Annotated in this window: 11 protein-coding genes; 10 read left to right on the plus strand and 1 reads right to left on the minus strand. The window is 67.8% G+C overall.

Annotated elements, in window-relative coordinates; translation table 11 throughout:
- The first annotated feature begins 131 nt into the window (after positions 1 to 131).
- The 10 genes from A5694_RS06765 to A5694_RS06810 all read left to right on the plus strand — a co-directional run bounded on the left by A5694_RS06765 (position 132) and on the right by A5694_RS06810 (position 10713).
- Positions 132 to 1001: an MlaE family ABC transporter permease gene (locus A5694_RS06765; protein WP_064921066.1), complete on the plus strand. Its 870-nt coding sequence runs from the start codon at positions 132 to 134 to the stop codon at positions 999 to 1001.
- Between the two features lie 3 nt (positions 1002 to 1004).
- The gene (locus A5694_RS06770) at positions 1005 to 1862 is read left to right on the plus strand and encodes an ABC transporter permease (protein ID WP_064921067.1); all 858 of its coding nucleotides are present in this window, start codon (positions 1005 to 1007) and stop codon (positions 1860 to 1862) included.
- Positions 1862 to 3442 carry an MlaD family protein gene (locus A5694_RS06775; protein WP_064921068.1) on the plus strand — a complete coding sequence of 527 codons (1581 nt, stop codon included), beginning with the start codon at positions 1862 to 1864 and terminating at the stop codon, positions 3440 to 3442. Before A5694_RS06770 ends, A5694_RS06775 begins: the two co-directional genes overlap by 1 nt.
- Positions 3439 to 4530, plus strand: a complete 1092-nt coding sequence (locus tag A5694_RS06780) for an MlaD family protein (RefSeq protein WP_064921069.1) — start codon at positions 3439 to 3441, stop codon at positions 4528 to 4530. The genes A5694_RS06775 and A5694_RS06780 overlap by 4 nt, the downstream gene beginning before the upstream one ends.
- Positions 4523 to 5572 (plus strand): MCE family protein, encoded by a 1050-nt coding sequence (locus A5694_RS06785; RefSeq protein ID WP_064921070.1) that lies wholly within the window; start codon positions 4523 to 4525, stop codon positions 5570 to 5572. Before A5694_RS06780 ends, A5694_RS06785 begins: the two co-directional genes overlap by 8 nt.
- Before the next feature lie 92 nt (positions 5573 to 5664).
- Entirely contained in the window at positions 5665 to 6750 is a 1086-nt protein-coding gene (locus A5694_RS06790) for an MCE family protein (RefSeq protein ID WP_064921108.1), read from the plus strand.
- A 38-nt stretch (positions 6751 to 6788) separates the two neighbouring features.
- Positions 6789 to 8000, plus strand: coding sequence for an MCE family protein (locus A5694_RS06795; RefSeq protein WP_064921071.1), 1212 nt, complete (start codon positions 6789 to 6791; stop codon positions 7998 to 8000).
- Positions 7997 to 9247 (plus strand): MlaD family protein, encoded by a 1251-nt coding sequence (locus A5694_RS06800; protein ID WP_064921109.1) that lies wholly within the window; start codon positions 7997 to 7999, stop codon positions 9245 to 9247. Before A5694_RS06795 ends, A5694_RS06800 begins: the two co-directional genes overlap by 4 nt.
- 19 nt (positions 9248 to 9266) lie before the next feature.
- On the plus strand, positions 9267 to 9875 hold the full coding sequence (locus A5694_RS06805; protein WP_064921072.1) for a hypothetical protein: 609 nt from the start codon (positions 9267 to 9269) through the stop codon (positions 9873 to 9875).
- Positions 9876 to 9885: 10 nt separating this feature from the next.
- On the plus strand, positions 9886 to 10713 hold the full coding sequence (locus A5694_RS06810; RefSeq protein ID WP_064921073.1) for a mannan-binding family protein: 828 nt from the start codon (positions 9886 to 9888) through the stop codon (positions 10711 to 10713).
- Positions 10714 to 10769: 56 nt separating this feature from the next.
- Here the strand turns inward: A5694_RS06810 and A5694_RS06815 are convergent, their stop codons facing one another.
- Positions 10770 to 11435: a YoaK family protein gene (locus tag A5694_RS06815; protein ID WP_064921074.1), complete on the minus strand. Its 666-nt coding sequence runs from the start codon at positions 11433 to 11435 to the stop codon at positions 10770 to 10772.
- Between the last annotated feature and the right edge of the window lie 2 nt (positions 11436 to 11437).

Genomic DNA, 11437 nt, shown 5'->3' on the forward strand with positions numbered 1-11437 from the left:
TCACCCGTTGGCGCCGGAATCGCCGAACCCTACCTTGGAGTAAGAACGGTGGCTACCATGTCCGCCATGGATCATCGGACCAGCGTGGAATTGTCGGCGTTCGGTGACCACAAGTGCATGATCGGCGACCGATGACTACCCAGGACGAACGGGAATTCGCCGAGGAGGCGCCCCTCGACGGGGTCGCCGCCATCGAGGACTGGGCGGTCGGCTACGTCCAGCGCCACCCGCTGGCCGCGCTGACCACCGTCGGTGAACAGTGCGTGCTGGCGGTGCGCACCGTGCAGTACTTCTTCACCGACCTGTTCAGCGGCCGGTTCCAGTGGGGCGAGTTCGTCCGGCAGGCCGCGTTCATGGCCAACACCGCGGTGCTGCCGACGATCCTGGTGGCGCTGCCGATCGGGGTGACGCTGTCGATTCAGTTCGCGCTGCTGGCCAACCAGGTCGGGGCGACCTCACTGGCCGGCGCGGCCGCCGGGCTGGCCGTCATCCGCCAAGCCGCCTCGCTGGTGGCGGCGATGCTGATGGCCGCCGCGGTCGGCTCGGCCATCACCGCCGATCTGGGCTCGCGCACCATGCGGGAGGAGACCGACGCCATGGAGGTGATGGGCGTCTCGGTGATCCGCCGCCTGGTGGTCCCGCGCTTCGGCGCGGCCATCATGATCGGCGTCGCGCTGACCGGGATCACCTGCTTCGTCGGCTTTTTGGCCAGCTACCTGTTCAACGTCTACTTCCAGAAGGGTGCGCCCGGCAGCTTCGTGGCGACATTCTCCTCGTTCGCCACCACCGGCGACATGATCGTCGCGCTGATCAAGGCGGTGGTCTACGGCGCGATCGTCGCGGTGGTGTCCTGCCAGAAGGGACTGTCCACCCGGGGCGGGCCGGCCGGGGTGGCCAACTCGGTGAACGCTTCGGTGGTCGAGGCGATCCTGGTGCTGATGATCGTCAACGTCGCCATCAGCGAGCTCTACAACGTGCTGTATCCGCGGACGGGGCTGTAAGAGATGACTGTCTCTCCGTATGTCCCGGCGATCGCGCGTCCGCTGCTGCGCGCCTACCGGATGGCATCCGGCCCCACCATCCGGCTGGGCCACATGCTGGTTTTCTTCGGCCGCGCCGCGGCCGGTGTCCCGACTGTGCTGCGGCACTATCGCAAGGAGTTCCTGCGGCTGCTCTCCGATATCGCCTGGGGCAACGGCTCCATCGTGGTCGGCGGGGGCACCGCCGGGGTGGCCGTGGTGCTCGGCTTCACCGCCGGCGCGCTGGTGGCGATCGAGGGCTATAACTTCTTGAATCTGCTCGGCCTGGGACCGGCGACGGGGATCATCTCCTCGTTGGTCAACACCCGCGAGCTGGCGCCGATCATGGCGTCGCTGGCGTTTGCCATGCAGGCCGGCTGCCGGTTCACTGCGCAGCTCGGCGCGATGCGGATCGCCGAGGAGATCGACGCGCTGGATTCGATCGCGATCCGCCCGATCCCGTTCCTGGTCACCACCCGGCTGCTGGCCGCGACCATCGCGGTGATCCCGCTGTATGTGGCCTGCCTGGCGATCACCTACCTGACCTGTCAGGTGGTCACCGGCATCATCGGCGGCGGGTCCATCGGCCCGTACCTGCACTACTTCACGATGATGCTGAGCGGCAAGGACATCGTCTACTCGGTGCTCAAGTGTGTGGTGTTCGTGTGGCTGGCCTCCACCGTGCAGTGTTACTACGGCTTCTACGCCTCCGGCGGGCCGGAAGGTGTCGGGGTGGCCGCCGGCCGCGCCATGCGGGCCTCCATCACGATCGTGATCATGGTCAACATGCTGCTGACCATGGCGTTGTGGAGCATCGACGCCGGCGCAAGGTTCGGTGGCTGATGGGCAACTCCCTCGACACCGACGGGCGCGGGCCCTCCGAACGCCAACTGCTGGGCGCCGGGGTCGCGGTCCTCGTCGTGATCGCGCTGGCCACCGCGGGCCTGCTGGCCAAGTCCACCGGCATGCTCAACAACTACGTGCGGGTGGTGGCCGACCTGATCAACGTCGGCGACGGGCTGCCCGCCCAGTCCGACGTCAAGTATCACGGCCTGCTGGTGGGCAGCGTCACCGACGTGATCCCGGCGGCCTACGGCCAACCCAACTATGTGCACATCAACCTCAAACCCGGCTACGCCAAGGACATCCCGGCCTCGGTGACCGCCCGGGTGGTGCCGTCGAACGTCTTCGCGGTGTCGTCCATTCAGCTGGTCGACTCCGACGCCGCCGGCGGGTCGATGATTCGCGACGGCACGCACATCCCCGAGAACGGTGACCTGTCGACGGTGATCTTCCAGACCACCATCTCCAAACTCCGCGACATCCTGGCCGCCACCGGCCGCGGCCGCGAGGACCACAGCCTGGGCATCCTGGCCGCCGTCGGCGCAGCCACCGACAACCGGCGCGTCAAGCTGCTGGGCGCCGGGGCGAACCTGTCGCGGCTGCTGGATCAGCTCAACGGCATCGTCGCCACCGAGCCCGGCCCGTCGACGGTCTCGGCGCTGCTCGACGCCACCCGCGGCCTGCAAGCAAGCGCCCCCGACCTGGTCGACGCCCTGCACCAGGCCGTGGAGCCGATGCGAGCGTTCGCCGAAAAGCGCGCCGAGCTGGCCTCGTTGGTCGCCGGCAGCCAGCACACCGTCGGCGTCACCCGCGAAGCCCTCGACAACCACACCGATCAGCTGATCCAGATCACCCATGACCTCACGCCCGTCATCGGCGTGCTGGCCAACAACGCCGACAAGTTTGTTCCGATCTTCACCCGGGTCAACCGGCTCTCCGACAAGTTCTTCGACCAGCTCTACGATCCCAAGTTGGTCACCAGGAACATGCGCGCCAACCTGTCCTTCACCCCGATGCACACCTACACCCGAGCGGACTGCCCGCAGTACGGCGACGTGAAGGGCCCGAGCTGCTTCACCGCGCCGATGATCTCGGTGCGCCCCGAGCTGCCCGAGAACATGCTGCCGCAGAACTACAACTTCCCCGCCGGCCTGGAGCCACCGGCGGGCACCGAGATCGGCCCCGACGGGAAGCTGCGCGCCGTCGGGCCGCCGCTGGTCGACCCCAACCGCAGCCTCGAGGACACCAACCCTCCGCTGCCGTGGTGGACCGGGCCCTTCCCGCGGGTGCCCAGCACCGCCGACCCGCTCGACCCTGCTCCCCCGCCCCCGCCGAGCCCGATCATCCCGGTCCAGCCGCACGCCCCGGAGTGGCAGCCGGCGGCGCCGGCGTCCTTCGGCGGCAATGTGGGGCCGGTCGGCAGTCAGACCGAACGCAACCAGCTCGGTCTGATCACCGGGCTTGTCACCGGTCAGAGCGAGCCGGCCTCGGTGGCCACCCAGCTGCTGCTCGGTCCGGTCGCGCGCGGCTCGGCGGTCTCGTTCGTCCCGGCACCGGCGAAAGGCGGTGGCCACAAGTGAGATTCCGGGGCCCCTTGGTCGGGCTGTCCCTGTTCATGGTCATCTCGATGGTGTTGACCTGGCTGGTGTATGCCACGCTGCGCCGTGACGTGGCCGGCGCGACGACGCCCTACGCGGCGGTGTTCACCGACGTCTACGGGCTGCGCGAGGGCGACGACGTCCGGATGGCCGGGGTCCGGGTGGGCCGGGTCGAGAAGGTCGAACTGGACGGGAAGCTGGCGAAGGTCTCGTTCATCGTCCAAAGCGACCAGAAGCTGTACGGCAACACCGTCGCGTCGGTGACGTATCAGAACATCATCGGGCAGCGCTACCTCGGGCTGTCGCTGGGCGAAGCCGGTGGCCCCGCCGGCCAGGAGACGGTACTGCCCCCCGGCAGCGTGCTCGGCGTCGAACGCACCGAACCGTCCTTCGACGTCGGCGCCCTGCTCAACGGCTTCAAACCGCTGATGTCGCTGCTGAACCCCAAACAGGCCGACGATCTGACCCGGGGTGTGCTGCAGTCCCTGCAGGGGGACCGGGCGTCGATCACGGCACTGGTCGATCAGTCGTCGACGCTGACCGCAACGCTGGCCGGACGCGACGAGGTGCTCGGGGGTCTCATCACCAGCCTCAACAAGCTGACCGGCACCATCGCCGAGCAGAACGATCAGCTCGACCATGCGCTGACCCAGGCGCGCACGGCGGTCGCCGACCTCGACGCGCGCCGCCCGGCGCTGCAGTCCTCGGTCGGCTCCCTGGCCCAGGTCACCCGGCAGCTCTCGACGATCGCCGACGAGGTATTCGGATCGCTGGAGGAGATGATCAACCGGGAGCCCGGGTTCACCAAGCACATGGCCGGGATCGAGCCGCAGCTGGCGTTCACCGGCGCCAACCTGCCCCTGGTGCTCAAGGGCCTGGGCCGGGCGTTCGGAGACGGCGCCTACGGCAACGCCTACCTGTGCGATCTGAATGCGACCGGCTTCTTCCCCGGCTTCAACGACATCACCACGATCATCGTCAACGCGGCCACCCCGGGCAATGCCCGCCCGATAACCCGGGAGAACCTGGCGTGGCACACGCCGAGATGCAGGAACACCGCCGATGGGTAGCGCCTTGAAGTTCGTCCGTCACTGGCGCACGCGGCCGCTGGAGTCCTACAACACCACCTGGCTGGGGTTCGGGGCGCTGGTCGTGGTGGCCGTCGTCGTGGCCGCGGCACTGTTGGTCAAGGTGCTCGGCTTCGGCTACACGCGCTACACCGCGGAGTTCGCCCAGGCCGCCGCACTGGCCCCCGGCAACCCGATCGTGGTCGCGGGCATCGAGGTGGGCCGAGTATCGAGCATGCGGCTGGCCGGTGACCATGTCGAAGCCGGCCTGACGGTGCGCAATGACATCCCGCTGGGCAAGGACACCCGGGCGACGATCCAGGTGATGACCATTCTGGGCTCGCGCTATCTGCGGTTGGAGCCCGACGGCCCCGGCTCGCTGCCGGGCAAACGGATCACCCTCGCCCACACCGAGGTGCCCTACTCCCTGGAGTCGCTGCTGGAGGACGCCACCACCACGTTCGACCAGGTCGACTCCGACCAGTTCGGGCAGTCCCTAGCCGTACTCGGCCAACAATTGAGCGGGCTCCCGCCGGTGATTCCGCAAGCGATGGCCAATCTGCACGCGCTGTCCAAGATCACCGCCGACCGGCGCGATCAGCTCGGCACCCTGCTCGCCAGCACCCAGCGGGTGGCCACCACCCTGCGCAACCAGCAGACCAGCCTGGGAAACCTCGTCGACCAGGGCCAGGATTTCATCGGGGAACTGGTGGCGCGGCAGAACACCTTCCACGCCATGCTGGCTGCGCTGACCAATCTGACCGGCAACCTGAACAACGTCGTGGTCAACGACCGGGTGATGCTCGACGACATGCTGGTCAACCTGCGTTCGCTGTCGGACATGCTCGGCCAGCATGACGATCTGCTGCGCAGCCTGATCCAGTCCGCGCCGCCGCCCCTGCGGGGCCTGACCAACGCCACCGGCTACGGCCCCGGTATCGAGTTCTTCGCCGGCAACGGCATCGCGATCGACTCGTGGATGTGCGCGATCAGCGGCCGCGCCAAGCAGTTCGGCATGATCGAGTACTTCAAGGACTGCAAATGAGCGCGGCACCGGCCGTCCTCGCCGACGAGCCGATAGAAGAACCGGGCAACGGTAACGGCGACGCCGGCACCGGCCGGCGCCGCGTCCGGGCGATGCTCGCCGCCCTGATCGCCGGGGCTCTGATCGTCGCCGCCGCCGCGGCCTACTACCTGAGCCCGTTCGGCGGGCACATCACGGTCACGGCCCAATTCGACAGCGCCGCAGGGCTATACGAGGGCAACGTGGTGGCGGTGCTCGGGATGCCGGTGGGCAAGGTCAAGAAGGTCACCCCGAAGGGGGGATACGTCGAGGCCGAGTTCACCGTCGACCGCGATGTGAAGATCCCCGCCGACGTGCACGCCGTGACCATCAACACCTCGATCCTCACCGCGCGGCAGATCGAGCTGACCCCGGCGTATGCGGGCGGCCCGGTGCTGGCCGACCGCACCACCATCGGGCTGAACCGCACCCGGACACCGGTGGCATTCGATCGCGTGCTGGACATGCTCGACAAGGTCTCCAAATCGCTCGGCGGCGACGGCAAAGGCAATGGCCCGGTAGCCGATGTGATCAACGCCGGCGCCGATATCGCCGACGGCAACGGCGAAAAGATCAAATCCGCGCTGAGCGAGTTGTCGCGAGCCCTACAACTGAGCTCCGACCGCGGCGAGGCGACCGGTGATCAGTTGACCACGATCATCACCAACCTCAGCTCGCTGATGGACGCGGCGGCTCGCAATGACGCGAAGTTGCGCCAATTCGGTTCCACCACACGCCAGTTGAGTCAGATGCTGGCCAACGAGGATTTCGGGACCGGGCGTACCGGCCGCAAGTTCAACGAGATCGTCACCCAGGCGACGACGCTGCTGCAGGCCAATCGCGACCACCTCAAGCATGCCGTCCTCAACGGCGACACCGCGGTGACCACCCTGGTGGAGAAGCAGCGCGACCTGGCCGAGCTCATCAACCTGCTGCCGCTGACCTTGGAGAACATCTACAACGCCGTCGACACCAACAACGGAGCGGTCCGCCTGCACGCCCTGGCCGACAAGATTCTCGTCGACAGCCAAAGCACCAAGGAGCTGTGCAACATGATGCACCTCCGTCAACTGGGTTGCGGAACCGGGACTTTGGCCGACTACGGGCCGGACTTCGGCCTCACCTACGTCCTCGACGGCCTTTCGATGATGGGGCAGTAGACGTGAGACTACGACGCAGACGGGGACCCAAGGCAGCGATGGCACTGCTGTGCAGCGCGGTCATCGCCTCGTCGGCGGCGGGTTGCGGCACCAGTGGCCTGAACAGCCTGCCGCTGCCGGCGCCGGGCATCGGCAGCGGGGGCTACCTGATCACCGCGGTGTTCGCCAACGCGCTGAACCTGCCCGGGCACGCCAAGGTCAAGCTCTCCGGTGCCGACATCGGCCAGATGGAGTCGATGGCGGCCCGCAACTACACCGCGGTCACCACGCTGCGCATCATTGACGGTGCCCGGATTCCGGTGGGCAGCACCGCGGAATTGCGTTCGGCGACACCGCTGGGTGATGTGTTCGTGGCGATCAAGCCGCCGGTGCCCCTCGACCCGTCGGCGCCGCTGCTGAAAAACGGCGACACCATCGGGCTGGAGTCCACCGCGTCGGCGGCCACCGTGGAGTCGGTGCTGAGCTCGGCGGCGCTGCTGGTGAACGGCGGCGCGGTGCAGAACTTCACCAATATCGTCAACGGAGCCGGGAAGGCGACCGGCGACCAGGGCAAGGCGTTCGGAAAACTGATCAACCAGTCCAATGAACTGCTGACGAAACTCAACGCCCGCTCCGGCGAGATCGAGACGGCGCTGCGCGAGACCAGCAGACTCGCCGACCAGCTCGATGCGCGCAGCGCCGCGCTCACCGACGTCCTCAACGCCGCGGGTCCGGCGACCGACACCCTGGTGGACAACACCAGCCAGCTCGCCGACCTGGTCGAGCAACTGGGCGCGACCAGCCGGCAGCTGGCCCGGTTCCCCTCGATCGCCGGGACCGACGACTCCGGGCACAGTTTCATCAAGGACGCCAACACGGTCGCCGGCGCGTGGAACGACGTGGCCACCGATCCCGACACCAGCCTGTACGCCCTGAACCGGCTGGTCGCACCGATCGTCAAAATGACGGTCGGCTCGGGTGTTTCGGTGCACGCCAGCATCGACCGCCTGGTGTGGGGTTCGATGCCCGATGCCGGGTTCAAGGGCGACCCGGCGTTTCACGGCCCGAAGCGCTACGACTGGGCCAAGATGGCCGGCTCGATCAAGTACGCGCTGTGGCGGCTGCAAGAACGCGTGGTGGGGCGTGGCCCGGACTCCGACATGGGGCAGGCGCCGTGGACGGCGGTCGGTCCGCCGATACCCCCGACCCCGGCGGAAGCCGAGTTGGCCGGTGCCGAACCCGGACCGCCGACACCGGGGCCGACACCATGATCGAGGCACTCAGCCGGCGCCTGGTGGCCCTGGTCCGCGCCGGCTACCGGCGCAAGAACCTGCTGTCCGGGCTCGCATTGGCGATGACACTGGTAGTGGCGACCGCTTACCTGCTCGTCGGGGCACTGCAGGTGAATCCGGCGCGCTCGACCTACCAGATCACGATCGCGCTGCCGGATTCCGGCGGGTTGCTGGCCAACCAGGACGTGTCGGTGCGCGGGGTACCGGTGGGCCGGATCGAATCGTTGCGGGTCACGCCGAACGGGGTCGACGCGGTCGCCAACATCTCCTCGACGGTCAAGATCCCGGCGGCCAGCACGGTGCGGGTCTCCGGTCTGTCGGCCGCCGGCGAGCAGTACATCGACTTCGAGCCGCCATCGAACACCGGCCCGTTCCTGTCCGGCGGCAGCGTGGTCGCCCGCGATCAGGCGACCACGCCGATCCCGATCTCGCAGCTGCTGGCCGACGCCGACGGCATGCTGGCCCAGACCGACCCGCGCAAGCTCGATCTGATCAAGAAGGAACTCAGCCTCTCCGAGGACGGCCCGCGCAAGCTCACCGACATCGTCGACGGCGGTACCTTCCTGCTGTCCACCCTGGATTCGGTTCTGCCGCAGACGGTGAGCCTGTTGAAGACCAGCCGGGTAGTGCTGACCATGCTCAGCGACGTCAACAACGGTCTGGCCGCGACGTCGGACAACATCGACAAGGTGCTCAAAGGCGTCAACCCGATGATCGGCGGCTACCGGCAACTGGTCGATCAGTCACCGGCGATGCTGTCGTCGGTCGACGGCCTCTTCGACGACAACTCCGACACCATGGTCGGGCTGCTGGGCAACCTGGTCACCACGGCGCAGCTGCTCTATGTGCGGACACCGGCGCTCAACGCGCTGTTCCCCAACTACCGGGGTTCGACGGTGGAGGCGCTCAGCTCGGCCATCCACGAGGACGGGATGTGGGCGACCGTCGACATCTACCCGCGCTACACCTGCGACTACGGGACGCCGCGGCGCAACCCGTCGGCAGCGGACTTCCCCGAACCGTTCCTGTACGGCTACTGCCGCGACACCGACCAGTCGGTGCTGGTGCGCGGCGCTCACAATGCGCCACGCCCACCGGGCGACGACACCGCGGGTCCGCCGCCCGGAGCCGACCTGGCCGCGACCACCGATCCAACCCCCAAGGGCCGCTACACGATTCCGCTCGAGTACGGCGGGCCGCCGCTGTTGATCGATCCGCCACGCTGATGTTCAAGGAGACGCCGCGGTGAGCACCGCCAAGAAGCCGGACAGCACCCAAGACGTGGAATCGACCGCGCAGGAGCCGGAGTCGACCGCCGTCGAACAGGCCGCCGACGCCGCCGCGGCGCCGGTCGCTGCGGCGCCGCCCCCGCGGAAACCGCGGGCGGCACTGGCGACCTGGGGTATGGCCGCCGCCTACCTGGTGGTGTTCGGCCTCGCCGGCGGGCTGGGCTGGCAGCTGTGGCAACAGCATCGGGTTTCCGCCGCTGCGGCGGCCGGGCAACGGGCCGCGGAGGACTACGCCCAGGTGTTGACCAGCATCGACTCCGACCGAGTAGACGACGATTTTGCCGCGGTGCTCAACGGTGCGACCGGGGATTTCAAGGACACCTACACCAAGGCCAGCGTGCAGCTGCGCCAACTGCTGATCGACAACAAGGCGTCAGCGCAAGGCAAGGTGGTGGACTCGGCGGTGCAGAGCGGATCCACCGACAAGGTGGTGGTGTTGCTGATGGTCGATCAGACGGTCACCAACACCACCCGCCCCGACCCGCGGGTGGACCGTAGCCGGATGAAGATGACGATGCAGAAGGTCGACGGCCGGTGGCTGGCGAGCAAGGTCGAATTGCCGTAGGAGGCAGGCTATGTGGGCGACGCGGCTATCGGCGGGTATAGCGGCGGCGGTGCTGACGGTGTGCGCGGCCCCGCTGGCCGGTGCGTCGGCGCCGTCGTTCTGCAGCGGGCTGGGCGGCGACTGGGACGGGCACTTCTGCAGCACCGACGTGCACTCCGAGCGGCTGGCTACCCGCTATATCCGGATGGCGGTGCCCGGGGATCTGGTGGATCACCCGGTGGCCGGACCGCCGATCCGTGACTACCTGTCGAAGTTGTTCACCAACTGGCGCATCAAGGGCGCTTCGATGGTGGCCGACAGTTGGGGCAACGAGAATTTCGAGATCTTCCAGCACGGCAACGCGCTTTCGGTGGTCTTCCACGAGGACTATCACTCCGACGGTCCGTACATCAACAACGCCTACCGCACCTTCACCTTCGATATGGCCGGCGGCCGCCAACTGCAGCTGGCCGACATCACCAGGCCGGGAGTGGATCCGCTTGCGACCATCCCCCAGCTGGGCGAGCCGTACATCATCGAGGCACTCGACCGGGCGTTCTGGGAACACCGGCCCGGTGATTACCCCTTCGTGCCGGAACGCTTCACTCCGGACAAGGTGTTCTCCGGCGGCTACCGGTCGTGGGCGCTGACCCCCGATGAGCTGATCCTCTACATGCCCGACTATCCGGTGAGCCATGATTCGCCGATCCAGTACAACCAGATGCAGTGGTACATGGACGGCGGCAACGTCCAGGCGCACATCCCGCTGTCGGCGCTGCGTTCGATCCTGCGTCCGGAGTACGGCGGTTCAGCCAGCGTCGACGAAGGAGAGGCGGCGCTGGGACCGCCGCAACAATAGTGCGGAAGCTGCCCGCCTGCCGTTCGCCGAGATTGCACCTGCGCAGGTGATTTCCCTTAGCCGTAGCGGAACAGCAGCAGGCTCGCCAAGACCACGGCCGCGGCCAGGGCGATCACCGGCGCCACGAAGGCATGCGTCAGCGTCGCTCCGACGACGGCGCCGGCGATCATCGTCAACACCACTCCGTAGCGCAGCTTTTCGCGCTGGCCGGTGCCGCCGGCCAGCCTGCTGTCCAACCCGATACCGACGATGGTCGAAGTGAGCACGGTGGTGTAGAGCTCCTGGATGCCGAACTGGCGCGCGGTCGAGTTCTGCACGCCGAAGGCCACCGCGAGGCCGACGATCAGAACCAGCTTGCTGGCGTCCTCGTAGTTCAGCACACCGGCGCCGGCCAGCGCGGCCAGCACCAGCAGCAAGACCACCTCGGTGCCCAGGGCGGTGGTGACCCAGGTTCGAGAACGCTCGCCCAGGCACCGCACCAGGCGACCGCCGATGATCGCACCGAGCAGGAAGCCGCCGACCGCGACCGCTGCGGCAGTCAGGTCGATGCCGGTGTGGGCGACGAACAAGAAGCCCAGAAAGATCGCGTTGCCGGTCATATTGGCCACGAACACGCGCCCGAGCACCAATACGCTGACCCCGTCGACCACGCCGGTGGCAAAGGTCAACAGCAGCAATGCCACCATCGTGCGCCGTTGCGACAGCGGCGACACGACAGCCATGG

Origin of the sequence: Mycolicibacter sinensis, assembly GCF_001667945.1 — a bacterium.
GTDB classification, from domain to species: domain Bacteria; phylum Actinomycetota; class Actinomycetes; order Mycobacteriales; family Mycobacteriaceae; genus Mycobacterium; species Mycobacterium sinense_B.

Coding starts and splice junctions, on each gene's coding strand:
- A5694_RS06765 (WP_064921066.1), top strand. CDS start 132: ATGACTACCCAGGACGAACGGGAATTCGCCGAGGAGGCGCCCCTCGAC.
- A5694_RS06810 (WP_064921073.1), top strand. CDS start 9,886: ATGTGGGCGACGCGGCTATCGGCGGGTATAGCGGCGGCGGTGCTGACG.
- A5694_RS06795 (WP_064921071.1), top strand. CDS start 6,789: ATGGCACTGCTGTGCAGCGCGGTCATCGCCTCGTCGGCGGCGGGTTGC.
- A5694_RS06770 (WP_064921067.1), top strand. CDS start 1,005: ATGACTGTCTCTCCGTATGTCCCGGCGATCGCGCGTCCGCTGCTGCGC.
- A5694_RS06775 (WP_064921068.1), top strand. CDS start 1,862: ATGGGCAACTCCCTCGACACCGACGGGCGCGGGCCCTCCGAACGCCAA.
- A5694_RS06815 (WP_064921074.1), bottom strand. CDS start 11,435: ATGGCTGTCGTGTCGCCGCTGTCGCAACGGCGCACGATGGTGGCATTG.
- A5694_RS06790 (WP_064921108.1), top strand. CDS start 5,665: ATGCTCGCCGCCCTGATCGCCGGGGCTCTGATCGTCGCCGCCGCCGCG.
- A5694_RS06785 (WP_064921070.1), top strand. CDS start 4,523: ATGGGTAGCGCCTTGAAGTTCGTCCGTCACTGGCGCACGCGGCCGCTG.
- A5694_RS06800 (WP_064921109.1), top strand. CDS start 7,997: ATGATCGAGGCACTCAGCCGGCGCCTGGTGGCCCTGGTCCGCGCCGGC.